The sequence below is a fragment of the Arenibacter algicola genome, from assembly GCF_000733925.1.
In the GTDB taxonomy this organism is placed as follows: Bacteria; Bacteroidota; Bacteroidia; order Flavobacteriales; family Flavobacteriaceae; genus Arenibacter; species Arenibacter algicola.
On sequence record NZ_JPOO01000003.1, the window covers coordinates 2,768,030 to 2,794,578 of the forward strand.

The 26,549-nt window shown below is 39.7% G+C and carries 24 protein-coding genes; 6 read left to right on the forward strand and 18 right to left on the reverse strand.

Annotated features, from left to right (window positions below; translation table 11 throughout):
• Positions 1 to 147: 147 nt before the first annotated feature.
• The 17 genes from U735_RS0122545 to U735_RS0122625 form a co-directional block, all read right to left on the reverse strand.
• The gene (locus tag U735_RS0122545) at positions 148 to 1,227 is read right to left on the reverse strand and encodes an efflux RND transporter periplasmic adaptor subunit (protein WP_031445985.1); all 1,080 of its coding nucleotides are present in this window, start codon (positions 1,225 to 1,227) and stop codon (positions 148 to 150) included.
• A gap of 48 nt (positions 1,228 to 1,275) precedes the next feature.
• The gene (locus tag U735_RS0122550) at positions 1,276 to 2,580 is read right to left on the reverse strand and encodes a TolC family protein (protein WP_031445986.1); all 1,305 of its coding nucleotides are present in this window, start codon (positions 2,578 to 2,580) and stop codon (positions 1,276 to 1,278) included.
• Between the two features lie 93 nt (positions 2,581 to 2,673).
• Complete coding sequence (locus tag U735_RS0122555) at positions 2,674 to 3,576, reverse strand: hypothetical protein (protein WP_051892298.1); 903 nt, start codon at positions 3,574 to 3,576, stop codon at positions 2,674 to 2,676.
• Positions 3,577 to 3,650: 74 nt separating this feature from the next.
• On the reverse strand, positions 3,651 to 4,325 hold the full coding sequence (locus U735_RS0122560; RefSeq protein ID WP_031445988.1) for a DUF6799 domain-containing protein: 675 nt from the start codon (positions 4,323 to 4,325) through the stop codon (positions 3,651 to 3,653).
• 267 nt (positions 4,326 to 4,592) lie between these two features.
• A complete protein-coding gene (locus U735_RS0122565) occupies positions 4,593 to 5,222 on the reverse strand; it encodes a DUF2202 domain-containing protein (protein WP_083260587.1) in 630 nt (209 codons plus the stop codon).
• Between the two features lie 319 nt (positions 5,223 to 5,541).
• Positions 5,542 to 6,282, reverse strand: a complete 741-nt coding sequence (locus U735_RS0122570; RefSeq protein ID WP_031445990.1) for an LOG family protein — start codon at positions 6,280 to 6,282, stop codon at positions 5,542 to 5,544.
• Positions 6,282 to 7,403, reverse strand: a complete 1,122-nt coding sequence (locus U735_RS0122575) for an ABC transporter permease (RefSeq protein ID WP_031445991.1) — start codon at positions 7,401 to 7,403, stop codon at positions 6,282 to 6,284. Before U735_RS0122575 ends, U735_RS0122570 begins: the two co-directional genes overlap by 1 nt.
• Before the next feature lie 201 nt (positions 7,404 to 7,604).
• Positions 7,605 to 8,711, reverse strand: a complete 1,107-nt coding sequence (locus tag U735_RS0122580) for an ABC transporter permease (RefSeq protein ID WP_031445992.1) — start codon at positions 8,709 to 8,711, stop codon at positions 7,605 to 7,607.
• Between the two features lie 10 nt (positions 8,712 to 8,721).
• Positions 8,722 to 9,456 carry an ABC transporter ATP-binding protein gene (locus U735_RS0122585; protein WP_051892299.1) on the reverse strand — a complete coding sequence of 245 codons (735 nt, stop codon included), beginning with the start codon at positions 9,454 to 9,456 and terminating at the stop codon, positions 8,722 to 8,724.
• Entirely contained in the window at positions 9,457 to 10,368 is a 912-nt protein-coding gene (locus U735_RS0122590; protein WP_031445994.1) for an ABC transporter ATP-binding protein, read from the reverse strand.
• A gap of 65 nt (positions 10,369 to 10,433) precedes the next feature.
• A complete protein-coding gene (locus tag U735_RS0122595; RefSeq protein ID WP_031445995.1) occupies positions 10,434 to 10,817 on the reverse strand; it encodes a hypothetical protein in 384 nt (127 codons plus the stop codon).
• A complete protein-coding gene (locus U735_RS0122600; RefSeq protein ID WP_232233317.1) occupies positions 10,814 to 11,680 on the reverse strand; it encodes an HlyD family secretion protein in 867 nt (288 codons plus the stop codon). The genes U735_RS0122595 and U735_RS0122600 overlap by 4 nt, the downstream gene beginning before the upstream one ends.
• A 58-nt stretch (positions 11,681 to 11,738) precedes the next feature.
• A complete protein-coding gene (locus tag U735_RS0122605) occupies positions 11,739 to 13,004 on the reverse strand; it encodes a TolC family protein (protein ID WP_031445997.1) in 1,266 nt (421 codons plus the stop codon).
• A 113-nt stretch (positions 13,005 to 13,117) separates the two neighbouring features.
• Positions 13,118 to 13,720 carry a TetR/AcrR family transcriptional regulator gene (locus U735_RS0122610; protein ID WP_031445998.1) on the reverse strand — a complete coding sequence of 201 codons (603 nt, stop codon included), beginning with the start codon at positions 13,718 to 13,720 and terminating at the stop codon, positions 13,118 to 13,120.
• Positions 13,721 to 13,998: 278 nt separating this feature from the next.
• Positions 13,999 to 15,045, reverse strand: coding sequence for a c-type heme family protein (locus U735_RS0122615; RefSeq protein ID WP_031445999.1), 1,047 nt, complete (start codon positions 15,043 to 15,045; stop codon positions 13,999 to 14,001).
• A 22-nt stretch (positions 15,046 to 15,067) separates the two neighbouring features.
• A complete protein-coding gene (locus tag U735_RS0122620) occupies positions 15,068 to 15,340 on the reverse strand; it encodes a heavy-metal-associated domain-containing protein (protein WP_031446000.1) in 273 nt (90 codons plus the stop codon).
• A 42-nt stretch (positions 15,341 to 15,382) separates the two neighbouring features.
• The gene (locus tag U735_RS0122625; RefSeq protein ID WP_031446001.1) at positions 15,383 to 15,727 is read right to left on the reverse strand and encodes a rhodanese-like domain-containing protein; all 345 of its coding nucleotides are present in this window, start codon (positions 15,725 to 15,727) and stop codon (positions 15,383 to 15,385) included.
• Positions 15,728 to 16,316: 589 nt separating this feature from the next.
• Between U735_RS0122625 and U735_RS0122640 the strand changes: the two genes are divergently transcribed.
• From U735_RS0122640 to U735_RS0122665, 6 genes are all read left to right on the forward strand, one after another.
• The gene (locus U735_RS0122640) at positions 16,317 to 17,537 is read left to right on the forward strand and encodes a hypothetical protein (protein ID WP_031446004.1); all 1,221 of its coding nucleotides are present in this window, start codon (positions 16,317 to 16,319) and stop codon (positions 17,535 to 17,537) included.
• 22 nt (positions 17,538 to 17,559) lie between these two features.
• Entirely contained in the window at positions 17,560 to 18,255 is a 696-nt protein-coding gene (locus tag U735_RS0122645; protein WP_051892300.1) for a formylglycine-generating enzyme family protein, read from the forward strand.
• Between the two features lie 44 nt (positions 18,256 to 18,299).
• Positions 18,300 to 20,639, forward strand: a complete 2,340-nt coding sequence (locus tag U735_RS0122650) for an alpha-glucuronidase family glycosyl hydrolase (RefSeq protein WP_031446006.1) — start codon at positions 18,300 to 18,302, stop codon at positions 20,637 to 20,639.
• A 4-nt stretch (positions 20,640 to 20,643) separates the two neighbouring features.
• Entirely contained in the window at positions 20,644 to 21,576 is a 933-nt protein-coding gene (locus tag U735_RS0122655) for a dihydrodipicolinate synthase family protein (protein WP_031446007.1), read from the forward strand.
• Between the two features lie 154 nt (positions 21,577 to 21,730).
• On the forward strand, positions 21,731 to 22,642 hold the full coding sequence (locus U735_RS0122660) for a dihydrodipicolinate synthase family protein (protein ID WP_031446008.1): 912 nt from the start codon (positions 21,731 to 21,733) through the stop codon (positions 22,640 to 22,642).
• Between the two features lie 6 nt (positions 22,643 to 22,648).
• Positions 22,649 to 23,641 (forward strand): Gfo/Idh/MocA family protein, encoded by a 993-nt coding sequence (locus U735_RS0122665; protein WP_031446009.1) that lies wholly within the window; start codon positions 22,649 to 22,651, stop codon positions 23,639 to 23,641.
• A gap of 125 nt (positions 23,642 to 23,766) precedes the next feature.
• On the opposite strand, the gene U735_RS25115 is transcribed toward U735_RS0122665, so the two are convergent.
• Entirely contained in the window at positions 23,767 to 26,508 is a 2,742-nt protein-coding gene (locus U735_RS25115) for an endo-beta-N-acetylglucosaminidase (protein WP_051892302.1), read from the reverse strand.
• Between the last annotated feature and the right edge of the window lie 41 nt (positions 26,509 to 26,549).

Below are 26,549 nucleotides of genomic sequence, written 5' to 3' on the forward strand. Positions count from 1 at the left end.
TGATCCTTATACTTTCTACTTTGAAAGTCTTTTCATATACCTACAAGGTTTTGGAAACCTTGCAGGTATAGAAGTTTTGGGGTAACCGCTACAATCCCTGCCTACCGGCAGGCAGGCCTAACGCAAATCCGATTTTTCAAACTTTGGTTATTGGACACTAATCCTAGCCCCATTGAACAATTTGGCTTCGGCCGATATTATATATTGTTCCTCGGCGGAAAGACCTGACAATACCTCTACACTATCGCCATAAGTCCTCCCCAACCGCAACCAGCGTAATAGTGCCGTATTGCTCTCACTAACCGTATACACTCCGGATAACTGTCCGTTTTGCACTATCGCCTCCAGAGGAATAAGCACCCTATTGGTATTCGCTTTTTTTGCAGTAGGAAATTGAACAGTGGCGTACATTCCAGAAAGTAGTTTAGAATTGGACTCATCCAACATTACCTTAACCATATACTGTCCTCCAGTATTTTTGGCAGAGGTACTCACTTCCGCTACTGTTCCCTTAAAGGTTTCGTCCAGGGTCTTGATCAATACCTCGACTTCCGAACCCGACTTGATCTCTAGAATTTCCGATTCCGGTACCATGGCCAATACCTGAAAATTGCCGGGACTTTCTACTTCCACTAAAGGCATCCCTGGATTTGCCATATCCCCAACCTTAATAAATTTGTTGGTGACCACTCCGTTAAAAGGAGCCCGAATATTGCTATAGGAAAATTGGGCATTCACCTCGTTCTTCATTTGTTTGGCCGCTTCCAATCTGGCCTTGGCCATGTTGTAGTTGGCTGTAATGTCGTCCAGTTCCTTTTGGGAAGCACTGTTCTCCTTAAACAAGGCTGTATACCTGTTATAATCTTTTTCTGCATTGTTAAAAGCAGCAGTTGCTTCGGTAATACCGGCGTTTACTTGGGCCAACTTAGCAGATATATCTGCATTGTTTATACTTATCAATTGCTGTCCTTTATTAACTTTATCCCCTACCTGTACGTAAATCTTATCTACATATCCCATCATTCTGGTACTTATATTGGCACTGTTCACCGCCTCTATCTTTCCGCTGGCGGATAGGAACGGACTGCTGTTCCCTTCAGAAACCGTGCTTACTTCAACGGCCACGGCAGGAGAATTGTCCGCCACAGTTTTTTTATCATCGCTCCCACAACTGCTAATCGTTATGGCGAAGATGAACAGTGCTGCTATGTATAATTTTGTTTTCATATGTATAATTCCTTTAAATAGTTTCTTATATTGATTAATTGTATGCCCTTATTCCTTGGTTAAAAACTTTACATAAGCCAAGGCGTAATTATAATTGAAAATAGTGGTGTAATATTCCAATCTCTTCTGGGAAAATTGGGTTTCGGTATTTAATAGGTCAGTCGTTTTCTCCAACCCCTGTTTAAATCTATTGGTACGTATGCGGAGGGATTCTTCCGACTGTTGCAATGCCAATGACGTAAGCTCCAAATTGTTTTTGGCATCTTGAAGCAAACGCATGGCCCTATTCAACTCTACCTGACTTTCCGCTTTATATTGATGCAGTTCCAGCTTGGATTTTTCAAATTCGGCCCTACTCTTTTGGATCTTTCCAAAACGTTTGCTGCCTTCAAAAATGTTCCATTTTAATTCTGCCCCGATCAAATATCCATTGGCATCGCCCTGAAAAACTTGATCATCGTGCAATTCATAGGTTCCAAAAGCATTTAAGCTAGGAAGGAAACTCATTTTGTCTGCCCTGTACATTTGTTGATATGCCTCACTGGACAAGGACATGGCCTGTAGGTCCTTTCTATTCTCAGGCAATCCTTCCGTATAAATGTCACTGACCACTAAGGTCAAGGAGTCCGATGGTTGTAAAACTGCATAGCTGTTATCGTTCATCAAGACAGATATGTAATTCGAAACATTGTGGATATTGCTCTTGGCATACTGCAACTGATTGTCTATTTCGGTAAGCCTAACCTCTACTGCTAGGACATCCGATTTTTGAAGATATCCCTGCTTAAAACTATTATCCGCCAAACGCTTATTTTCCATTGCCGCCTTTTTCGCCTCTTCCAAAACCGAGACGGACTTATAGGCCAACTGCAACTGCATATAGGCCTTTTCCACCTCCAAGTCCATATAATCATTGGTCCTATCCGCTTTTAACTCCACTGCATTCAATTTGGCTTTTGCAGCCTTACGTTGAAAAATTCCGTCCAAATTTACCAAAGGCTGCTGCACAACTATGCGCGTGGCATAATCCTCGATCTGACTGGGGTTGTTTAATAAAAGGGGATTAAAATCCGCTTGGGTCAAAATTTCCTGGTTCAATTTGGAACCGAATGCCATTAGAGGATTGGTGGTAGCAATAGCGGTATGGGAGACACTTATATTAGGCAATATTACCGCATTGGACTGATTAAAATCTCCTTTGGCGGCCAACACATCCTGTTGGGACATTTTAAGGGTATTGTTGTTTTCCCTCACTTTGGTCAATACCTCTTCCTTGCTGATCAACACTCTTTCCTGAGCGTGAACCAAGGACAAGGTTCCCAAAAAAGACAGTATATAAATGATATTCTTCATCGTTCTAATTATTTAAGACAAAATTAGGGGGAGTAAAAGGATTGCACAGTAACTAATGTTACCAAGGAATTGATCCCATTGGGATAACCAATTTTAGTTTCCTTTTTTGGTATAAAACCAATAGCTAACGCTAATGGTCCAATAGAATGTATTTTTTAGATCTTCCTTTATAATGGTATCCTCGGTGCTAATAGTGGCACTGCTTTGGGGAAAAGACAAGGAAGGGGTAAAAGAAAAAATAAATTGCTTGTGATAAAATTGCGCAGGAAGACTTAACTCCAGGTTTAAGAGATTAAACTCTGATGCCTCCTTTATTTCCACCACAGTGGAGGTAGTTGGTTCTGTATCAGTAGCCCCCTTTCCTTTTCCCTTTCTGTTGCCTAAACGACTGCTACTATAATATTCCTGATAGAAATATTGTGATCCGGCATACAGGGAAATACCCGGATCTAGCAATAGCTTGTTCCCAAGAGTATAAAAGGTTCTATCCAGTTTTAGTCCAGTAAAAATATCTACTGAACTTTCTTTATTAAAATATGTACTTGCCGAAAGTGTAATTTCCAGAAACTTTAAGTCATAACTTAAAACTCCGGTAATATCGCCAATAACTTCGGACCTAACATTATAACTGTCCTCATTAAAAAAATAAGCGGTTCCCGATATTCCTCCACTAATCTGTGATCCATTAAATATAAACCCTGAACTGATTAAAAAAAGATCTACCCTGTTTTCGTTGGATGCCGTTAAATACGATACTGAGGCATCTGCAAAAAAACCCGTCTTATCGTAATAGCCAATAGAAGGGTAAATATATGGGGCGGCAATAGAATCGCGCCTTCCCATAAACACAGCATCATTTATGTAGCTCACATCGGTTAGAACGTAAGATTCATTGTCATTGGATTTTTCTTGGACAGATTTTTTATTATTTTGGGACATCACCCCGGTATGAAAAGCAAAAAATATTAATGTAGATATAATTAGCCGGGATTTCATTAGATATAAGTTTATGTTCTTTATTGGAAATGGGATGTAGGAATTTATAAATTCCTACATCCCATTGGTATTTCTTAATTGTTGCCTTTATTCTTTTTCATAGTCGTTGACTTCTTAACTCCGCTTTTCATCTTCATGTTTTTGTTTACTTTCATATTTTTTTGAACCATCATTTTACGATGTAGATATGAATTCTTATACATGGTACCATCCATATTTAAACATTCTCCATCTTGCAATTTAAGCTGTTTGCGGTCTTGGATCTGGTAGGTTCCATCAGGATTGACCAATATTCCGTCGCCGAGGTTTAATTGCTGCTGAAGACGTTTTTGTTCTTGATTTCTAATTTGATATACTTCACCACCTATTTGCATAATCTGAAACCTATTTTGGTTACGTTCCTGCATTTGAGCCTCGGTAAGACCTTTGTTCTCCTGTTTAACTTTGTATCTGTATTGATACTCATTGCGGTATTTAATACCATCATTGTCCAAACATTCCCCATCCTTTAGACGTAAACGATCCTTATCCCTTGTTACATAAGAACCATCAGGATTTACTACTGTTCCATCATTTAATGTTACGGGATCTTGTAATCTTATTTGGTCACGATCTCTAATTTGTAGTACCTCACCATCGACCAACATTAATCGATCTTGGTCCCTATCCCGTAATTGGTCTTGGTCCTGTGCATTAAGCATTATTGATCCAAATGCAATAAATACCATTGTAAAAATTATTCTTTTCATGATTTGTGTTTTTATTAATTAATGTGGTTAAATGTATATTCTATAATGGGGACAGAAAATGATATATGTCAGTCAATATATTTTAAATCAATAAGTTACACCTAATGTTGTGTAACAATTGTCACACAAGAAGACCTAACTAAAGTTATTTATGGTCAAAGAATATAGTTTAAGACAGCCAACAAGTTTGAGGTATTTGAACTGTGCCCAAAATTGGGTCGGCCATATTATTCAGTTCTTGTTTGGAAGTCTGTTTAATAAAATCCTTTACGGACCACATTGTTCCTGACTATCATTGATTATTAGGGTATAGTCTTCCTGAGTCAAATACTGGGGCTCATAAGTATTCCCCGATAGTTCAATGGCATTGACAAAGCTCCTGAGGTGGTTGCGGCTTCCACATTGTAGGCTTTCAAATACTTGTATCATGGCATTATTGGACGTGGCACCAATGAATTTGGCCAAATCCACAATGTCCAAATCTTCGATGTTGGCACCGACCTCCAAGGCCTTTGCCTTATTTTCACTACCGTATTCAATAAACTGATCATAAAGCTTTTGAATGTCCGGGTTATTAAACTCCCCATATGCCAAAAGAGAATAGGAAATATCATATTGGTCCAAAAGGCCAATAACGGCATTCATATGGCTTTGTTCACTTTTCTTAATATTTGAAAACTGATTTATTTCCCATAAATCCTCCAAATAGGTATAGGTATCCCTTGCCAACTTTTCCTCTTCCAACATAAACAATAACGCCGCATTGTCATCATTAGTGAGGTTTGTATTCTCCTGATCCGCAACTGATGAATCATCATTGTTACAGGAGAACACTGCCAACAGTAACGGCAAGCCAAAAATGAATAAATTGGTTCTTATTTGTTTAAAAAGTTTCATTGCCAATAGATTTAAATTACATAAGCAATATCCAACATATTAAACAGATATACAGCTACTTAAGTTACACAGGCTTTGGGTTGTGAAACATGGAAGAAGGCTATATCTTGTCGAAAGATTTTCTAAATTTCAGGGATGGGACTTCCAATTTATAAAGAATCAATGCTAGAGCAATTGGTGGTTCGGAATATTTTTCGATACTTAAAACCAAATCGAACTTTTGAAAGGCTGCGAGGCTCACTCAATTTCTTATTTTGCCCCTGCCATAACGAATTAAAAATCTATATTTAGAGATATTCAAAAGTAATTCAGGATCACATTATTCTTCCCCAAACAACCAACTAGGTCTTTGAGGTTTTTTAACCAATTTAAACCTTTCAATAGCATGGGTCTTTATGTGCTCGGCCATCTCCTCCACAGAGTCTGTTACGAACAACAACTCCATGTCCTTAGGGCTTATACTTTCATTCTCCGCCATAATCCTTATGTGTTCACAGAGTTCTTTATGGTATTCAGACCCGAAAATGACCACGGGAAAATTTTGGATCATTTTGGTCTGTATCAGGGTAATAGATTCAAAAAGCTCGTCCAAGGTGCCCATTCCACCCGGCATCACCACAAAGGCATAAGAGTATTTGATCAACAGGAACTTTCGTACAAAAAAATACCTAATGTTGATCCATTTGTGCAAATAAGGGTTCGGTTTTTGTTCAAAGGGCAGTATTATATTGCAGCCTACAGAATACCCTCCCGCTTCATAAGCCCCTTTATTGGCGGCTTCCATAATTCCGGGACCCCCTCCTGTCATCACCGTAAATCCCATATTGGCCAATGCCGCTCCAACTTGTTCTGCCTTTTTGTAGAAGGGATTGGTCTTGTCAAATCTGGCGGACCCAAAAACCGTTACGCAGGGACCTATAAAGTGCATTTTCCTAAATGCCCTGATAAAACTGTATTGTACCCTAAAGGTGAAAAGCAGTTCTTTAAACCTGGAGCGCGGTCCGGAAAGAAAACGCGACTCTTCTGGTTGTAAATGGTTATTGTTAAGGTTATTTTCCATTAACTTACTTTTTTATAGCTGATTACCGCCAATACATTCATAGCAATGGCAAATATGAAGGTTTTTACAACTTGCGGGTAAATATCGGAAAGGCCGGCCCCTTTTAGCATCACCATTCTCATTACCTCAACATAATATTTAATAGGATTGAATTCAGTTAACAACTGCGCCCATTGCGGCATACTTTCGATGGGCGTGAACAAACCGCTCATTAAAATAAAAATGACCATAAAAAACCAGGCTATAAACATGGCCTGCTGTTGGGTATCCGTAAAATTGGAAATAAATAGGCCCATCCCCAAAATCACTAAAATGTAAATAATGGTATAGAGATACATTATGGTTAGACTTCCGATTATTGGAATCTGAAACAACAGTTTTGAGATAATCAAACCCACGGTCAACAATACCATGCCCAAAACCAAAAAAGGAAATAATTTTCCAATAATAAACTGGTGCTTTTTTATGGGGGTAACGTTTATTTGTTCCAAAGTACCTATTTCCTTTTCCCGAACAATGTTCATCCCGGATAGGAAAAGGGTAATCATGGTTACCAAAAGTACCAATATTCCGGGCACCATAAAGGTTTTGTAATTTAAGGTCTCATTGTACCAAAAGGACGGGATGGTTTCAATATTCAGAGGCTTGTTTCCAGAACTATTAAAAAGGGATAATTCTACATGTGCCTTTTTATTGAACTGTTGCACAATCTGATTTATATACACATTTTCTACCCCCGCAGCTGCTCCATCTATAGCATTAATTATAATCGAAAGATCTGCTCTTTCATTTTTAATAAGTTGTCTTTCAAAATATGAGGGTATCTCTAGGATTACATCCACCTTGCCTTCCAACATTGCCATGCCGGCCTGTTTAGCCGATGGAAATTGGGATACCACATTGAAATAGGTAGAAGCTTCAAATTTTTCCACCAACTCCCGTGAAAGCGATGTTTTATCATTATCAACAAAGGCAAATTTTATATTTTTCACTTCAAAGGTGGCGGCGTTGGACAGAATAATCAGTTGGATCAACGGCAAGACAAAAATAATGGGCAACATCGCCTTATTTCTAAAGATCTGTTTAAACTCCTTTTGGATGATATAGCGGATGATGTTCATATACTTTTTAGTACTTAGTTTTTAAAAACTAGAGTTATTTGGTGTAATTTTGTCGGGTCGAGCGCAGTCGAGACCTAATTTTAAAGATGTAATTCTCCTGAACCTCTCGACTTCGCTCGAGGAGACTAAAACATTATCAATTTGATAATCCGTGATGTATAATTCATTTTCATTGACCCTTAATTAGCTCCCAAATTACCTTCACTCCAATCTTATTTTATATTTTTTTACGCTCAAGCCTATAAAAAATATGGTCATTCCAATCAATATTAAAGTTTCTTTCCAGACGTAGGCCAATCCCACTCCTTTTAGCATAATTCCCTTTATGATAATTATAAACCATTTGGCAGGAATTATATTACTGATCATCTGTAATGGTAAAGGCATACTGGAGATAGGAAAAATAAAACCCGACAATAATATAACCGGTAACATCAGCCCCATTAATGAGGTCATCATGGCCGCCTGTTGGGTCGCCGCAACTGTGGAGATTAGAATGCCCAACGACAGTGCATTTATGATAAATAAAGTACTCTCCGCCCCCAATAAAAACAAGCTGCCCTCCACCGGCATTTTAAAAACATAAATGCTCAAAAGAATAATTACCACGGCGTTAATAATGGACAGCAAAATATAAGGAACTACCTTGCCCACAATAACTTGGAACGGGTTTAGGGGAGATACCAGCAAAATTTCCATGGTTCCCAATTCCTTTTCCTTGGTAATAGATATCGAGGTCATCATGGCCGATACCAGCATTAGGATAATGGTCATAACCCCAGGCACAAACATATATACACTTTTTAGTTCAGGATTAAATACCATCCTTGTTTTTGGTATTATTTGGTAAGGAAGCTTTAGTCCTTGATTTAATTCCTGTTGGTAATTCTGTAAAATAGACCCTATATAATTGCTTATCGTATTCGCCGTATTGGGATCGGTGGCATCCGTAAGAATTTGAACGGTGGCTTTTTTTTGGGTAACCAGGTTCTTGCTAAAATCCTTTTCAAAATTGAGTACTGCCTTTATTTTGCCTTTTCTAAAGGTAGGTTCAATCTCATCCTCATGGCTTATAAACCCTTTGATACTGAAATATTTTGAAGTCGCTATTTTATTTATGATCTCTTTGGTATTTACATCTTTGGAATGGTCCAAAATGGCAATATCTACATTATTTATCTCGTTGGTAATGGCAAAACCAAAAAGCATCACCTGCACTATGGGCATGCCGAACAAGATAAACAATGAACGCCTGTCCCTTAAAATATGGTAAAATTCCTTTTTGATGAATCCTAAAAATCTGTTCATTTTGCCCTTGTTATTCTATGTTCCTTGCCAATCTTAGGAATACCCGGTTCATGGAATCCACTTGAAACTGACGTTTTAGATTCTTTGGCGTGTCCAAAGCCTCTATCTTTCCAGCTACCATTATGGACACCCGATCACAATATTCGGCCTCATCCATATAATGGGTAGTTACAAAAATGGTAACCCCTCTATTGGCCTGCTTATAGATCATTTCCCAAAATTGGCGTCTGGTAATGGGGTCTACTCCACCAGTGGGTTCATCCAAAAAAATAATTTTTGGATTGTGGAGCATTGCAACTGAAAAAGCCACTTTTTGCTTCCACCCCAAAGGGAGGGAACCTACTAGGGAATCGGCCATATCATGCAATCCCAATTCATTGATCATGGCCTGTGACTTTTCTTTGATGTCCGCAGATGACAAGCCATATATGCCCCCAAAAAAGACAATATTTTCCTTAATGGTCAAATCATTGTACAGGGAGAAGCGTTGGCTCATATACCCAATATTCCTTTTTACTTGCTCAGCATGTGTAAGCACATTATATCCAGCCACGGTGGCATTACCGTGGGTAGGTTCAGAAATTCCGATCAACATTTTCATAGCTGTTGTCTTTCCGGCCCCATTGGCACCCAAAAATCCAAAAACCTCACCTTTTCCCACCTCAAAAGAGATGTTATTTACAGCGGTGAATTCCCCGAACATTTTGGTCAAGTTCTCGACCTGTATCATATTATCTACTGTCATCTATTCGTTTGCTTTAGATAGATCCATAAAGGTATCCTCAATAGTTGCCACGGTCTCTTTAACCTCAATCTCCTTATGCTGTCTTTCCTCCAAATATTTGGTTAAATCCATTGGCCTAAATGCTTCGGACCTAGGGGTAAAATGAAGATATTCTCCAAAGGGATACGCGCTATGGGTTTCTGGGTAAACTCTTAAGTCTTCGATTAATTGATAGGTATTGGCACTACGTACCTTAAATATTTTCTTTGGGAACGATGCGATAATTTCCTGGGGCATGTTGATCTGCAATATTTTTCCGTTGGTGATCAGCGCAATCCTATCACAAAGTTCAGCTTCATCCATATATGGAGTAGATACCAAAATAGTGATGTCCTTTTGCTGTAACCGTTTTAACATCTCCCAAAACTCTTTACGGGAAACGGGATCTACCCCTGTGGTAGGCTCATCCAAAAACAACACCTTGGGTTTATGGATCAAAGCACAGCAGAGGGCCAGTTTTTGTTTCATCCCACCCGATAATTTTCCTGCCCTACGATCTTTAAATGGTTCTATTTGGACATAGATATCCTTGATCAAATCATAGTTCTCCGCTATTGTAGTTCCAAAAATAGTAGCGAAAAAATTAAGATTTTCTTCCACCGTAAGGTCTTGGTATAAGGAAAACCTCCCCGGCATATAGCCCACGTGATTTCTGATATCCTTGTATTGCTTTAGAACATCAAATCCGGCAACAGTAGCATTTCCCTTATCCTGAATCAGTAAGGTGGTCAAGATTCGGAAAAGTGTTGTCTTTCCTGCCCCGTCCGGACCTATCAGTCCGAACAGTTCCCCTGGCTTTACCTCAAAGGAAATATCGTCCACAGCTTTTACTTTGTTGTACGATTTGCTGATATTGTTTAGTATGATGCTCATTTTCTTAACCGCTCAATAAAAACTAAGGATAGCACTATCAGGAAGGTGATTTTTAGTTTCATGGCTCATGATTTTATTTTGTTACTTAATGTTTTTGTATGATTTAGAAGTACCAGAATTAGTATTGCTACCCATATGCCTACCCTAAAGGCCATTGCCTTTATACTCTCATCAGCTACCATATCATTAAAAAAGTACAAATAGACCAATACCAAAAAATGCAAAAGCAGGATGGTCATTATCATTAATTTAGACCTACTGTGTTGTTTACCTATTTGATAGGCCACCAAAATGGATATAATTCCAAGGGTAACGTTATAGACCACCAACCAATCCAGTACCCTATAATCCACGGAACGCAGCCCCAAAAGGACCATGGAACCTGAGATTACGGATAGGATGCCGATCAGGATTGCAAGTATGGTCGCGATAATCAAGGTCGTTTTCATTCTTCATTAGTTTTTGTGGCAATCCACATTTCTGCAGGCATCCCAATTTTTAAACTTCCATCATTACGGACTTTAACTTTAACTGCGTAGACCAGATTGACACGTTCTTCTTTGGTTTGAATAATTTTAGGAGTAAATTCTGCGCTTTCCGCGATCCAGGATACTACCCCTGGATAAGATTTCATCTCCTCGCCTGCATCAATTTTTACGCTTACCTCCTGCCCAATTTTCAGTTCGGACAATTGGTTTTCACTGATATAGACCCTTAAAATCATGTCTTCCAGGTTGGCTATTTTATATAAGGGTTTCCCAAATGCAGTAATTTCATTGGGTTCGGCATATTTAACCAGGACCGTGCCCTTCACAGGGTTCTGAATGACACTTTTATTGATCTGGTCTTCAATTTGCCGTATTTGTATTTCTATACTTTTTATCTCATTGATAATGGGAGAATTTTGAGTTTCCACACTCTTAATCTGTTCTTTGATAATGTTGATCTGTCCATTAATGTCGTCCAATTGTTTAGTAGTTGCGGCTTTTGCCTGCAATAGGTTCTCTACCCTGGCCCTATCATTTTGGACCACTTTTAATTGTTCCTTAAGTACTTCCCTTTGTGATAGCACGTTCCTGGATTTTGAAAAAATGGTGTTTTTGGAAGCCAATAATTGGTCGCGCTTTAAGGAAAGCTGAACGGTGTCTATAACGCCAACAACCTTATTTTGGGCCAGTACATTTCCTTCTTCCGCATCCAGGAACAAAATTTTTCCATTGGCCTCAGCCGAAATAGTTATTTCCGTAGCTTCAAAATTACCGTAACCATCGGCCTTATCCCCATTGCCGGTACAAGAACCTAAAATGCTCATTAGAAGACTTGTTAATATTAAATATGGATGTTTCATTTTATTCAGGTATTGTTATATATCAGTTATTGTAATAGCTTCCTTTAGTAATTTCATATTGAATTTTGTGCAATAGCAATTGTGTTTCGTGTAGATTTAGATTGCTTTTTGCCTCATATAAATTTGTGAATTCGGTAATATAGGCCGATGCTGTAATTACACCGTTGTCCAATTGGGATTCCGCCGTTTTCAAAATATCTTCCCGTAATACTATAATCTCCCTATCGGTGAAAATCAAGGCATCGATCTTATCAATTTCAGACTCGAGTTTTACCAATTCCAAATTGTTGTTCAGTTCAAAGGTCTCTTTTTGGGTATCTATAATTTCCTTGTTTATTTCAAGGGATTGTTTCTCGGCCCTGGTCTTGTTCCAGTCAAAAATGTTCAGATTCAGTTTTAAACCCGCCATGTAGAAGGTTTTAAAAGAATTATCCAACATATTTAGCCCCGGATTGCCATAACCCCCTTGGGCAAAAGCATTGATTTTTGGGAGATTGGTCTTTGAAATTAGTTTGGAGGAAAAATCTATCTGTTCCTTTTGAAGGTCGAAAAGCTGAATTTCTGGTCGTTGGGATTCCGTTTCCGATATGAAAACTGCTGGACTTTCAAGATTCACATCGGAAGATAATTCCCTGCCAATTAGCAAGGACAGCCGTTGCAACAAGTCCATTTTATTGTAACGCAACTCTGTAAACTGTTGCATTAATTTTAAGAGTTCCGCTTCCAGTGTCTTTTCCGAAGATACCAACACAGTCCCATATTTTACCCCGGCCTTAACATCTTCTAAACGAGCCTTTAATTGCTCTTCCTTTGCTTGGAGCAACGCCTGGTTTTCCTGAAGCAATAAAACGGATAAGTAGATGGAATTCACCTGACTTTTTAATCCGTAGAGGTTCACTTCCAACTGCTGTTGGTTTACCTTTGAGGCTGCCTCCTTCACCTTGGAGGAAGCATTGATCAACCCCCCGTTATAAATCATTTGGTTTACATCTAAGGTGGCGCGATATTGGTCCTTATTGGGAGTTTCCACCGTTACATTCGGTATCTGGATCGGCAAACTTGTTACATCGGACTGGTAGGTGGCTTGGGCGTTGAGATCCAGTTTGGGCAAATAGCCCGTTCTTAAGACTTCAATATCCATTTGTGCCTGGCTTTCCAATAATCCGGTTTGTTTGGCCAAGGGATAATTCTCGGCAACAAGGTCAAAACACTCCTCCAACCTTAGGGTCTGCTGGGCCAAGGCGCCAAGAGGTATAGTGAAAATTAATATTAAAAAAAGTCTTTTCATGTGTTTTTATTTATTGATTTTCAGTGGTAGCACTAGGCCGACAAAGTCATTCTGGCGGGTGCAACATCCAAATAATTTCTTTCCCAGTGTGTTTTAAACTAAGCATGAATGTTTTATTTTTTAATCGAATTAATTAAAAGCTCTGGAATCAAAACCTTACGTTCCTCCATCATGGCTTTAAATGTTTTTTCATCCAAGTTCAATATTCCACGGACCAGGCCAGTCCCTACAAAGGAAAATGCGGTCAAGGAAAAAAGGTTTAGCAACAATTGTTTAGGGTCTATGGGCTTTAAAATTCCCATCTCAATTTCCTCCGCTATCTGCTTCTTAAAGCGCAAAGGGTTGGGTGCGATTTCGGAGCCAAAAAATAAATCCGCAAACTCCGGATTGTTATTTATTTCCTGAATGAGAAAGTTGGGCAGGTATGGATTCTCCATAACAAAGGAAATATAGCTATCTGTAAATTCCGTTATTTTTTCAAAAACGCTTTTATCGGAATTAAAAACGTGGTTGATATGGGGAGCAAACTTTTCAAAGGCCTGCCTAAATACCGCCTCGAACAATTTTTGCTTACTCTTGTAATAGTAGTGCAGCATGGCCTTGTTAATTTTAGCCTCATCCGCAATCTCCTGCATACGGGCTCCTGCCATACCTTTCTTTTCGAAGACGCTTACGGCTGCCTTTAGTATATTTTCTTCTGTGCTTTGATCTTTCATTAACTAAACGGTTTAACCAGTTGGTTAACAAATTTACAAATTTTTTTAATTCAAAAAGGACAATGACAATATTTCTTTGTTATTTAGTTTAATTTCAACCATTTATAAAATATATTTTGGGAAATGGTGAGGGCTATATAAAAAACAAATTCTATACATTAAATGCTCTAAAATTCTTATTTCTTCCTAAATATCACTACACCCGATATCGATATGTAGGTATATTTTCTTCTCAAGGCGATAAGGACTTTCAACCTATATATGGCCAAAAAAAATGTCTACTTATTTTTATCAAAAACCACGCTCCATATTCCACGGACCTCATTTACATTATAGCCAACCGCCTTATCTTCCGGGTATAATTTTCTTAAAGTGGCCAGCGTAGATGGTTTGACCTGTTCGTTGGGTTTCCCATGGCATTGGAGGCACATGGCGTTTGTAGTTATAGGATAATATACCGTTACTTCTTCGTTACCAGGAACTACTACGGGGTCTACTTCGATACCCGCGGCGACCTGCTCTTTAAAAGTAGCGATATATCCCAGTTCTTCCTTGTTGGCCTTATTACCCGGATTTCTTGGCTTATCGGATACCCTTTTTATCTGGGCATTGTTCATCACAGAAATACTATCTGTTAATTCTATAGCCCTGAGGTTACAAAATTCTACCGCTCCATCCGTACCTTTTTCCTGTATGGCCTTCATTAGGTTTTTCCCCAGTGCTGCCTTTGTAGCCAAGGCATAACCCAGACCTATATCCCCATAATCCGTTTGTACTCTATGTCTGGAACCTGGGCCCATTCCATTTCCCATACCTTTACCTTTGCCCATTCCTTTACCCATTCCCTTTCCTTTGCCCATTCTTCTACCATGCTCCCTCTGAAAATGTTCATCGAACCATTCAGGTTGTGCAATTTCATAGTCGTACATATATTCGGCAATAAGACTTATGGTTTCTTCGGGATAGGGTTGATAGGGCATTATCCCAAATCGATTTATGGCACCTGGCATTTTGGATTTTTCCTCCTCTGGATCATTGATCCAACCTACAATAGCTTTTGTAAATTGTTCCTTGGTAGTTGTTGAATCAATATAATGCTTCTTAATAGCCACCATGGGAGGTGCAATCATGCTGACCTCTGATGCCTTAGGATTATGACATAAATAGCACTCTGTCTCAATAATCTTTTTACCTGGATGTATCTTTGCTTGATCAGCCGATGAGTTTTCTAACATCGTTTCCACAGGTATAGATTCCGTTTTTTTAGCCTCCTTACAGCCAACCAGGGTGATTAGAAGGATTGTCAAGAAAGATAGATATTTCATAAAGCTAATTTTTTTTTTGGATTTATTCCTTCATCATCCTTCCCGAAGCACAGCTAAGAAAGGATTTGGCCTTATCTCCCAAGCCATTTTTGGCATCCACTGTAGGATAGCCCAAAGCTTTAAGGGTATCCCTTAACCTTTGTGTGGCCGTAACGTTGTTCGATTCAAAAGATACCGTTCCCGAGTTTACATCAACCATAATCTCCGAGATATTCTCCAATTCCGATAATTTTGTGGTAATTGTTTTAGCGCAACCCCCACATTTTATATTTTGAACACTGAGCGCTAATTTCATAATGTTAAAAGCCAAATTTATAAACTCTTGTTGGCAAGGATATTATCTCCATGACATGTAGCCACCCCTCAGGTCAATTACTTTTTCAAATCCCATACCTTTCAATTTATGCGCCGCTCTCTGACTCCTTGCACCAGAACGACAATACAGATACACAGGCTTATCCTTGGCCAATTTTTCACAATATCTTTCAAAGCCTGTGGCATTGAAAAAGTCAACATTTACAGCATTTTTTATATGACCACCACCATATTCATTAGGCGTACGAACATCTATAAGTTGTACTTTTTTACCCGCTATGGCGGCTGAAAAGTCGGCCTGATTCAATATTTCAATTTTATCCGATTTCTCTTTGCTTGTTCCGAAAAGTGTACTAAAAATAGACATATAATTTCTTTTTTGCGTTAATCTGAATTACTTGTTTAAAAAAGGAAACCGTCACCTTTTACAATGACCGTTTCCTTATACAACCAACCAAAACATTTATTTATAGTGTAAAGATAGGCCAGGCATTTAATGTCCACAGCAACTTTTGTTACACTAGGTCTTTTTCCCATAAAAGGTTTTGACCTAAGAAATAAATCCTCTTCCAGAGAATTAAAAGCAAATAATACCGTCGGCAAACAACAATGGGATTAGAAATGTTAGCTGCAAATAGGAGCCCAAATTCATATAATTCCCTGATCCTCTCCATAAAAGAACAACACTTTACAATAGCCATATAATATATATTACTTATTGTACATTATATATTAACCCAAACTAATATTTAATTGGTTTTATTGATTAAAATGAGTTAATATTATTGCATTAATAGAGTAAGTAAGGAATCAACAAGCCCAATAGCCCTTCTTTAACGAACAACATAGCGTATAGAAGGACCCATGGTATTATTGATAAAAACATTGCAACCAAAATTAAAAGTCCAGTAGCAACTTGGGCCAAAATCTTAATCGCACACAAATAGGAACTAGCCATGTCTAAATATTGTTTATTGCCCTTGGTTTCGGTTTTCATTTTCATAAACCATGGCCTGCTTGCCCAAAAAGTAAACGAATTCCCAAAGAAAACAGACCCCCTACACAAAAAGGTGGAAATGTTCGACAAGTTGATGCTCGGAAACCATTGGAACGAGGGAGCCATAATGCAACACGTTATTTTTCCTCCAGCTGGACAGGAGCAGCCAATAATAGGTTCCCAGGCCGATTGTCTTGATCCCACTTCCGAAATGCTGGCCGCCTACTCACATAAGTACGCCATTACAGGAGACCCAAAGGACAGGAAAATAGCCAATGACATTTTCGAGGCCATACTAAAACTGGAAAAAGTAACCGGGGTTGAAGGTTTAGTGGCGCGCAGTTTCAATAGGACCAACGAACCCCTTTGGCACGAAGAAGTTTTTTGGTACCATGAATGGCACCAGTCGTCCTCCATGCCAGGTTATCGCTGGCTGGGCGATTTAAGCGCCGATAAGTTTACGTCCATTTTTTACGGTGTGGGAACTTTTTGGGAACTATGCGCCGATGCAGAATACAAAGAGAAAGCATCAGGCCTTCTCGACCGATTTATAGGTCGGGTAGTGGACAATAATTTTAAACTTACGGATCTAGACGGAAAAATGACCTTGTGGGGCAACTTTTGCCCCAACCTTCCGCACCAAGAACTCAACTCCTTGGAAATGTTGGCCGCCCTTAAGGTAACCCATTATATTACTGGAAAGGAACGGTACAATGCAGCCTACCATATGCTTATAGACCGCTATCATTATGACGACCACCAGATTAACTCCAAAATACTATTCCCCAAAGAATGGCGAAATGTAGGGGACGACTATCATGCGGCCCGTTCCCTCTATATGATTATGCGATTAGAGACCGATCCCAGTCTACTCAATAAATACCGAATGAATTTAAACAGACATTGGTACGACTGGAAGGATATTGAGTTTACTTGGGAAAGCAATATTTGGTTTTTAATGGTCTATAAGGTAATTACAGGGGAAGACGTTTTTACAGAAGAGAAAAAGCAGGGCATTAAGGACATGTGGGGATTTGAACGCAATACCAGGGAATTTAAAATCCCACAAAAAGATGGCAGTTTTAAAATGGTACGTTCCGAGGAAGAACGCACTGCCGCGGCCATGATCAGAAATTATTGGTTTGGTAGGTATTACGGTATTATTGATGAAAAATGGTAATCACAAATAATTTAGGAAGCGTATGAAATTTTGTATAACACTTCTCACTTTTTTAGTACATATACTTTATGTAGTAGGGCAAGAAAAGCCTACTCCTCCCGAGGGAATGGTTTTTGTTCCTGCCGGTGAATTCATTATGGGCAGCGTCTATGGCGACCCGGATGAACGGCCTCAGCAAATTGCAAGTACAAAGGCGTTCTTTATAGACGAATATGAAGTTAGCAATACGGAATTTGCCAAATTTGACCCCACTTTTAAATTCCCCCCAGAAAAAAAGAACAATGCAGCAATAGTGACCTGGTCCAAAGCGGACGCCTATGCCAAATGGGCAGGCAAACGTTTGCCTACGGAAAAAGAATGGGAAAAGGCGGCGAGGGGTATAGACGGCCGCGTATTTCCCTGGGGAGATACCTATGACAACACCTACGTTGTTTGGGACCAAAAAGAGACCCGCGGCACTTCCATAGCCAAACCCGCAAGTCCGTATGGTTGCTATGATATGGCCGGGAGTGTGTGGGAATGGACCTCGGACTGGTATAAACCCTACCCTGGCAATACCGTACCCATGGAACAATATGGCGAAACCTACAAAGTAATGCGGGGCGGCTCCAACTTTAACAACCACTCCTTTATTCGTACCTCACAGCGCTATTATGTGTTACCGGAAAAAATACACGTATATCCGGTTGGAATACGATGTGTAAAGGACATAGATTAAAACAACGCTCTCAAAAAACAGTATTATAAAAAATGTCTAACAAGATGAAAAGACAACTAAAATTTTGGCTGGTATTTATTGGAATTGGCAGTATGCTGTCTTGCGAAAAAGAGCAGCAGAAAACCTTGGACCTTTCTCAAGCAAACATTGTAATATCGGCCCAGATTAAATCTCCTATCCAAGAAACGGCTGCGAGTATTCTAGTGGAAGAAATTAAAAAACGAACAGATCTTCAACTCGAATTAAACAATAATTGGGATTCCAAAACTACCATTGCCTTGGCCTTGGCCAATGAAAAGGAATTGTTCGGAAAAAAAGTACCGGCCCGTAATGGCGAAAATACCCCCGAAATAAAAAAAGAAGGCTATCGTATTTTCCATCAAAAAGATGGCGACAAAAATACGCTATGGGTTATTGCTGCAGATAAACGGGGCATTCTTTACGGTATAGGTAAACTCTTGCGAACAGCCAAAATGGAAAATGGCAAAATAACGCTAAACCCTAATATTGACTTTTCCGAATCCCCGGAATATGCCCTTCGCGGACATCAGTTCGGTTACAGGAATACAGCCAATTCCTGGGATGCCTGGACCGTGGAGCAGTTTGATCAACATTTTAGGGAACAAGTACTTTTTGGGGCGAATAGTTTTGAAAACATACCTTTTCAGGAAGCCGATTCAAGTCCCCACTTTAAGGTAGATCCCCAGATCATGGAAGTGGAACTAAGCAAAATATGCGAGAAATACGATGCCGATTATTGGGTCTGGACACCAGCTCCCCATGACCTCACCATAAAAAATGCACATCAGGACGGACTTGCGGAGCAAGAGGCATTTTATGCAAAATGCCCAAGATTGGATGGTGTATTTGTTCCTGGCGGAGATCCAGGGGAAAACCATCCTGCCCAGCTAATCCCTTACTTAAACGACCTGTCGGAGATTTTGCACAAATACCATCCAAATGCCGGTATTTGGGTTTCACTTCAAGGGTTTAATAAAGAAAAAGTAGAATATTTTTTTAACTACCTAAATTCCGATAGTCCTGATTGGCTTAAAGGGGTTGTTTATGGCCCCAGTAGTCCGCCTATAGATTTGGAACGGGAAATGTTGCCGAAAAAATATCTGCACCGCTTTTACCCAGATATAACCCATACGGTTAGATGTCATTATCCGGTAGATAATTGGGATCAGGCCTATGGATTGACCCTGGGAAGGGAGCCTATCAATCCCCAACCACTAATGTACACCCAACTTTTTAGGAGGGATACCAAACATACTGATGGCTTTATTACCTATTCCGATGGTTCCCATGACGATGTAAATAAAGTGCTATGGAGCCAATTGGGTTGGGATTCCAAGAAAGATCCCAAAACTATCGTCCATGAATACACACAGTTTTTCTTTGGCCCAAAAGTTGCCGAAGAAGCGGCCAAAGGCATATTTGATTTGGAGAAGAATTGGGACGGTCCTATTTTGGAAAACAATTCCATTAAAGAAACTCTGACATTGTGGAAAAAATTGGAAGAAAACAATCCCGATCTGGCAAGTAATTGGAGGTGGCAACAATTGATTATGCGGGCCTATTACGATGCTTATATTCAAGACCGACTTGCCTACGAAAAAAGGCTGGAGGCCGAAGCGTATGAAATACTGGCCCAGGCCAATACCATTGGGGCCGACAAAGCTATGAGCGATGCCCTACAACATATTAAGAAGGCAGATACCGAATTGGTTTCCCAAGACCTGAAGGAAAAGGTTTTTGAATATGGCGAGAAACTATTTCAATCCATAGGAGCGCAGACCAGCGTGGAAAAATATCAGGCACGTAGTGCAGAAAGAGGGGCCATTTTAGATTTTATAGATTATCCTTTGAACAATAGATGGTGGTTGGAAGACGAATTTAAAAAAATTGACGAATTAAAGTCGGAAGCCGAAAAGCTAGCGCGATTGGAATTTATTAAAAACTATGAATCTCCGGGAGAAGGCAGTTTTTACGACAATATTTCCAGTGCCGATGCCAAACATGTAAGCTCAAAAACCGATGATGCCATAGACTTCCTATGGGAAAACGATGGTTTAAGTAGAAAGCGGCTCTCCACCCAATTATTCCAATTTAGCCCAACCTTGGAATACAACGATCTGGATCCCAGTTCCAATTACTTAATTCGTGTTTCAGGATATGGGGAGGCCCTTTTAAGAGCCAATGGAGAACGCCTAAAACCTACCAAATATGAAAAAGGCTTTGAAGAATTTAAAGAATTTCCGCTTTCCAAGGATTTGATCAAGGACGGCCAACTAAAAATTAGCTTTGACAAACCTGACGAAGAACACCTCAACTGGAGAAAACAATCACGGGTAACCGATGTCTGGCTTATTAAACAATAAGGAGATGTTGGCCCAAAAAAAACTCTTTCCATTAAAAGGAATTGTTAGCGTGCTCAACACTCCCTTTACCAAGGAGGACACCATTGACCATGCGGCATTAAGAAACAATGTAAAGGAGGCATTAAGAGCCGGGGTTGCCGGTATATTGGTCCCCGCCATGGCTGCAGAAGTATATAAATTATCCCATTCGGAAAGATTGGAAATGCTATCCACGGTTTTGGAAACCGCAGGGGATAGGATTCCGGTTATTGGTGGTGCAGGGGAACAGGATCTATCCAAAAGCAAAGAACTCCTAAAGGCTTATATAGATTTAGGTTGTAAAAATGTGCTATTCCAAATTCCCTTTGTTGATGAGAACCAGTTTAGAAATCATTTTATGGAATTGGCGGCCCTTGATCCGGAAATGATTATGCTACAAGATTGGGATGCTACCGGTTATGGCCTATCGGACGACCTTATATGTGATTTATTCGAAAAAGTGGCAGCCTTCCGATGTTTAAAAATTGAAACCGTACCAGCGGGTCCCAAATATTCAAGAATTTTAGATCTGACCAAGGGACAATTGAACGTTAGTGGGGGCTGGGCCGTTACCCAAATGATGGAAGGGCTACAGAGAGGTGTACATGCGTTTATGCCTACTGGTATGCATTTCATTTACACTTCCATATACCGTATGTTCACAGAAGGTAAAACGGAAGATGCAGAGGCCCTGTTTGGGCAGATAATTCCAGTGTTGGCATTTTCCAATCAGCATTTGGACATTTCCATACATTTTTTTAAACGGCTATTATATCGCCAAGGCATTTATAATACCCCCAATGTTCGTAATCCTATACTTCCCTTTGATGCGCTACATAAAAAATTGGCCGACAAGCATATAGATACAATTATTAATCTTGAAAACCAACTTATGGCCCAAAGGCCCTATAAATACTAATATTGGAGATACTCTTAATATATACCGCCTAAATAAATTCCCACAAAACCTTGCGTTAAAAGACACAATGGTCAATATATTATCTGTTTTAAATAATATAGTTGTGGTACACCCCTGCCTTTTAAATTTACTTTGTTCCAACTAAAAATAACATATGGCATTAAAATTAAAAGGGATTATTCCCCCAATGGTTACCCCTCTTAACGCTGACGGTGGATTGGATGAAAAAGGATTGGAAAAACTTATTGAGCATCTTATTACTGGAGGTGTACATGGCATATTCCTTTTGGGCACCAATGGGGAAGCTCCCAGTCTTAGTTATGAATTACGAAAAGAGCTTATAACAAAGGCTTGTAAATATATCCGTGGAAGGGTTCCCGTATTGGTAGGAATAACCGATACCTCCTTTAGCGGTTCCTTGGACATTGCAGCCCACTCCAAAGAAGCTGGTGCAGATGCAGTGGTTGTTGCCCCTCCTTATTATCTTCCAATATCGCAGGAAGAAATGATGGACTATTTGGAGCGTTTAATTCCACAATTGTCCTTGCCCGTTATGATGTACAATATGCCAAGCTGTACCAAACTACACCTTTCCCTGGAGACCGTAAAAAAAGCTAAGGAATTAGGTGCAATAGGTATTAAGGACAGCTCAGGTGATATGTCCTATTTCTACTCGCTGATTGAAGCTTTTAAGGAGACTCCGGATTTTTCCATTATCGTAGGGACAGAAATGTTTTTACCAGAAACCATACTACATGGTGGTCATGGTGCCGTTGCTGGTGGGGCAAATTTCCTGCCAGAGTTATTTGTTGACCTGTACAACGCTTCCGTGGCAAGTAATTTCGAGAATATAAAAATACTGCGTGATAAGGTGGCTTTTGTTAACAGCAGTATTTATTGTGTGGGCAAGAATGCGTCCAGAATAACCAAGGGCATTAAATGTGCCCTATCTGTAATGGACATCTGCGAGGACCATATGGCCTTACCATTGAGAAAATTTGAAAATAGGGAAAGGGAAAAAGTAAAAGATTATTTAGACCAGTTCGCAAGTCCACAGGTCATATAAAAATTGATGGGCAAAAAAATAAAATGGGGAATTTTGGGCAGTGCCCATATTGCAACAGAGCACGTAATTCCGGCAATGCTCAGTTGTCAATACGGAGAAGTGTATGCTATTGCCTCCAGAAGTACAGAAAAGGCCCAGAACATAGCTGAGCAATTTGGTATACCCGAATGCTACGGTTCCTATGAGGAATTGCTGGTAGATAAGGAAGTAGATGCCATCTATATTCCATTGCCCAATCATCTACACGTGCAATGGGCCATTAAGGCCTTGGAAGCGGACAAGCACGTTCTGGTTGAAAAACCTGTTGGGCTATCCAGTAAGGAAGCCGAAAGATTGTTGCAGGAAACCAAAAAGTACCCGCACTTAAAGGTTATGGAAGCCTTTATGTACAGACATCACCCCCAATGGATAAAGGTTAAGGAATTAGTGGACCAAAAGGCTATAGGTGATATTAAAACCATTCAATCCTCTTTCTCCTTTTTTGAAGATGACCCCAATAGCATTGTCAACAGCAAGGAGTTCGGGGGCGGAAGTTTAATGGATATTGGCTGCTACCCTATATCCCTCTCCAGGTTTTTGTTCAATTCGGAACCCAAAAGCATATCATCGGTTATTGAATACCATCCCAATTTCAAAGTAGACGTCTTGGCCTCTGGAATACTGGAATTTGAAACCGGTACTTCGGTATTCTTCAGCTCCACACAATTGGCGGACAATCAACAAGCACAAATATTTGGAACCAAGGGAAATATAAAATTTGAACTGCCTTTTAACCCGCCTATAGACAGGCCTTCCAAAATATGGGTCACCATAGGCGATGATTGCCAAACCATTGAATTTGAGACCTGTAATCAATACACCATACAGGCCGATCTTTTTGCCTTGGCAATAAGAAACAATACACCAGTTCCCACTCCTTTGGAAGATTCCGTAAAGAATATGATTGTCATAGAAAAATTGGAGGAAAGTAATTTAAAAAAAAAGAGTGTAACGCTCTAATAACTTCTTCAATCTGAAGATCGAATTCAAAGTAAATACTTTCATCCAATAACTAAATAAAACCCAATCCCTACAACGAAGGGATTGGGCTTATCTTAAATGTTTAAAGTACTTATTTTTCGGATTTAATTTTTGATAAAGCGCTTCACCAAAACCTCCCCTAGATCATCATGCCCCATGATATAATACATACCATTGGCCATATCCTCAACATTCATTTCATTACCATCGGTACCTGTCATGCTTCTAACGAAAATACCTGTATGTGTATATACATCCCAACTAGAATTAGGACTTATTCCTTCTCCAGTCATTCGGATTGTAGAGGTGGATGGATTTGGAAATAACAGCACCGAACCTGTTTCCTCCATTGGTGGGCCAAAACTGAAAGTCGACATTTTTAAAGCCACAGCTCCCGAAGAGGCACTGTTGCTGCCTGCAGGTCCCAACAACTGGATCTCTGCCAATTGTGTTTCCGGTTGATTGTCATCATTCTTGGCAATTACCAATTTGTAATGCGTATAGGATGTGGTATTGGGGAAGGTCCATTCGATTCTTTCATAACGGGAGGTGAAATCTATTCCGTTCTGTTTTGTCAATTCATCGTAATTCACCCCATCATTGGACGCTACTAAAAGAATTTTTTGAGGATCTGTACCCAAATTATCATCGGAGCTTATCAAGGCCAGTTTATTTACAATTTTAGCCTCAGGGAACTCTATTTGTATCCACGAGGGATCATCATTTTTAGGTATTCCAGAAGCATCGACCCATTTGGAAAAATCATTGGGTGTGTATCTATTGTCAAAAGCCCTATATCGGCTTTCGCCCTCATTCTTTTCGGACCGTGCCGTAATAATACCACCAAAATCGGAATGATCTACCTCGGTATCCTCCGCTAGAATGGTTATATAGCCAGTCTTAAGGAGTTCATCTTCCCCGGCAATATTGGCCACTCTCAAACTCACATCATAATCACCTGGGGTATGATATTCTACTACTGGGTTCTGAAGGTTACTAGCGGCAGGAATTCCACCCTCAAATGTCCAAGACCAAGTCGTGGGACTGTCCGAAGACTGATCTGCAAAAGCTATGTTATCCCCCACCACGGCAGTCGTACGATCTGATGAAAAGCCAGCAATTGGAGCCGGTGAATTGTCATTTTCGACTTTGATCTGTCCAATGTTAATGCTAAAATCACTTACGGCGGTTGGAGACGACATCTCCAAGCCAATAACCGCTATCTCCTGAGCATTATATTGTCCCAAATCAATTCTCTTTGTAGACCAGCCGCTATCTGGACTATCTCCCAAGTCGAAGCTTACAAAACTATTGGGGTCATCGGAAAAAGACAACATAAGCTTGGTATTACTAGGCAGTATTGCACCCATTTTAAAAGTTAAGTCAATTTTAGTATTGGCTGAAATACCCAGTTTTGTCTTATAAAGTTTAAGGCGATTAATGTCACCGGCATTAAGACTCCCAGAAATATTTATCGATGAACCCCCATCAAAAGCCTGGGAAAAATCAAAATTAGGAATTAAAGGGCTGTTACCAGTTAAGGAAAATTGCCAAGTTGGGAGTATGTCCTGCTTGCCCATATCGTGCCAGTCTCTAACCGTTTCAACACCATTGTTGGCAAACAGTCTGCCGTGACCCGTATTAAAACTGGTTTTAAAGGGTAGTTTAATAATAACAGATTTGGCGGGAATATAATGGCCCATTCCTTTCCATTTTCCAGAAACATCTACCATATCTATATCACCATCATCCCCTGAAAAAAATCTTCTTTCCGTGTCATAGAAATTTTGAACGTCATTGGGGTCGTCTCTATAATTGTTAAATTTGGCATAAGTGAAATTGGTAGCGAAAAGAGCTATGGAGGTAAGGGGATCTGATAGATTTCCGTTATTGAATATTTGATCTATCCAGGTTACATCGTCAAAGACGGGTTGGGCATTTCTATCAGGCCAAAGATCTGCTCCCATGTAAACATCAAATTTACTTCTTCCCAGTACAGTAGTATAATTAGAGGAATTCTGGACATAGGCCGAATTCCAATTGTAATTTGTAAACATAGCATCTGAAGTTCTCTTGAGGTTTTCCAGATCTTGCAGATAGGCATCGTTCAAAGAATTTAATTGATTTTGCCATATAACAGGTCCCGTTTCTATCATGGCATCGTACCAATGTATCTCCATTTCCTCCGGTTTATTTTCCTGAAGATAGGCCATAAATGTTCGCATGGCGGTTGCGACAGCTAAGGAGGTGGAGGTTTCCTGATTAAAAAGCCATCCGTCAAAACCATAATATAAGGCAATTTCGATCAGTTTGTCCGCTGCAATATAATTGCCATTGGCATCCTGTTCCATGAAATTGTCTATAACCGCAGAATTTCCACCCCACGCAGTAGGTGCAAAAAATACCGATCCTATTACCTTAACCCCGTTCTTGTGTGCTGCATTTACCCAAGGAGCGGATGGCATAACTATATTCTGGGAAGCCGTACCTCCAAACCAGTTCAATACATCAATGTACTGCCAATGACTGAAATTAAATAGGTTAAACTTACTTTGTTCCGTCATATAATTGCCCAAATTATTTATCCCATCCGGAGCTGATAGCACTTTGATATCGTTACTTAGATTTGGATTCAGTTGGCTATTGGTAGCGGTGAACCGTTGGGCAAGAGGTACTGATGCAATGTTATTGGCATTTGCGGTTGGAGCCGTTGGACTCCAATTTTTCAATTGGTCCACATTAAGGACATAGGGAGGCGATCCACCTTCTATTTGTGCCTTGGCAGATGGCAGTAAGAATAAGCTTAACAGTAAGAAAAAGAGTAAATTGAGTAGTTGTGCTTTCATTTTTAGGGGATTTTTAATAAACTAGCACTTTGGTTAAAGGT

Excerpts from the sequence above, each read along its gene's own strand:
- U735_RS25115 (WP_051892302.1), bottom strand. The coding sequence starts at position 26,508 with ATGAAAGCACAACTACTCAATTTACTCTTTTTCTTACTGTTAAGCTTA.
- U735_RS0122660 (WP_031446008.1), top strand. The coding sequence starts at position 21,731 with ATGGCATTAAAATTAAAAGGGATTATTCCCCCAATGGTTACCCCTCTT.
- U735_RS0122570 (WP_031445990.1), bottom strand. The coding sequence starts at position 6,282 with ATGGAAAATAACCTTAACAATAACCATTTACAACCAGAAGAGTCGCGT.
- U735_RS0122595 (WP_031445995.1), bottom strand. The coding sequence starts at position 10,817 with ATGAAAACGACCTTGATTATCGCGACCATACTTGCAATCCTGATCGGC.
- U735_RS0122610 (WP_031445998.1), bottom strand. The coding sequence starts at position 13,720 with ATGAAAGATCAAAGCACAGAAGAAAATATACTAAAGGCAGCCGTAAGC.
- U735_RS0122550 (WP_031445986.1), bottom strand. The coding sequence starts at position 2,580 with ATGAAGAATATCATTTATATACTGTCTTTTTTGGGAACCTTGTCCTTG.
- U735_RS0122665 (WP_031446009.1), top strand. The coding sequence starts at position 22,649 with ATGGGCAAAAAAATAAAATGGGGAATTTTGGGCAGTGCCCATATTGCA.
- U735_RS0122600 (WP_232233317.1), bottom strand. The coding sequence starts at position 11,680 with ATGAGCATTTTAGGTTCTTGTACCGGCAATGGGGATAAGGCCGATGGT.
- U735_RS0122590 (WP_031445994.1), bottom strand. The coding sequence starts at position 10,368 with ATGAGCATCATACTAAACAATATCAGCAAATCGTACAACAAAGTAAAA.
- U735_RS0122605 (WP_031445997.1), bottom strand. The coding sequence starts at position 13,004 with ATGAAAAGACTTTTTTTAATATTAATTTTCACTATACCTCTTGGCGCC.
- U735_RS0122655 (WP_031446007.1), top strand. The coding sequence starts at position 20,644 with ATGTTGGCCCAAAAAAAACTCTTTCCATTAAAAGGAATTGTTAGCGTG.
- U735_RS0122565 (WP_083260587.1), bottom strand. The coding sequence starts at position 5,222 with ATGAAACTTTTTAAACAAATAAGAACCAATTTATTCATTTTTGGCTTG.
- U735_RS0122560 (WP_031445988.1), bottom strand. The coding sequence starts at position 4,325 with ATGAAAAGAATAATTTTTACAATGGTATTTATTGCATTTGGATCAATA.
- U735_RS0122650 (WP_031446006.1), top strand. The coding sequence starts at position 18,300 with ATGAAAAGACAACTAAAATTTTGGCTGGTATTTATTGGAATTGGCAGT.
- U735_RS0122620 (WP_031446000.1), bottom strand. The coding sequence starts at position 15,340 with ATGAAATTAGCGCTCAGTGTTCAAAATATAAAATGTGGGGGTTGCGCT.
- U735_RS0122615 (WP_031445999.1), bottom strand. The coding sequence starts at position 15,045 with ATGAAATATCTATCTTTCTTGACAATCCTTCTAATCACCCTGGTTGGC.
- U735_RS0122640 (WP_031446004.1), top strand. The coding sequence starts at position 16,317 with ATGTCTAAATATTGTTTATTGCCCTTGGTTTCGGTTTTCATTTTCATA.
- U735_RS0122625 (WP_031446001.1), bottom strand. The coding sequence starts at position 15,727 with ATGTCTATTTTTAGTACACTTTTCGGAACAAGCAAAGAGAAATCGGAT.
- U735_RS0122645 (WP_051892300.1), top strand. The coding sequence starts at position 17,560 with ATGAAATTTTGTATAACACTTCTCACTTTTTTAGTACATATACTTTAT.
- U735_RS0122580 (WP_031445992.1), bottom strand. The coding sequence starts at position 8,711 with ATGAACAGATTTTTAGGATTCATCAAAAAGGAATTTTACCATATTTTA.
- U735_RS0122585 (WP_051892299.1), bottom strand. The coding sequence starts at position 9,456 with ATGACAGTAGATAATATGATACAGGTCGAGAACTTGACCAAAATGTTC.
- U735_RS0122545 (WP_031445985.1), bottom strand. The coding sequence starts at position 1,227 with ATGAAAACAAAATTATACATAGCAGCACTGTTCATCTTCGCCATAACG.
- U735_RS0122575 (WP_031445991.1), bottom strand. The coding sequence starts at position 7,403 with ATGAACATCATCCGCTATATCATCCAAAAGGAGTTTAAACAGATCTTT.
- U735_RS0122555 (WP_051892298.1), bottom strand. The coding sequence starts at position 3,576 with ATGAAATCCCGGCTAATTATATCTACATTAATATTTTTTGCTTTTCAT.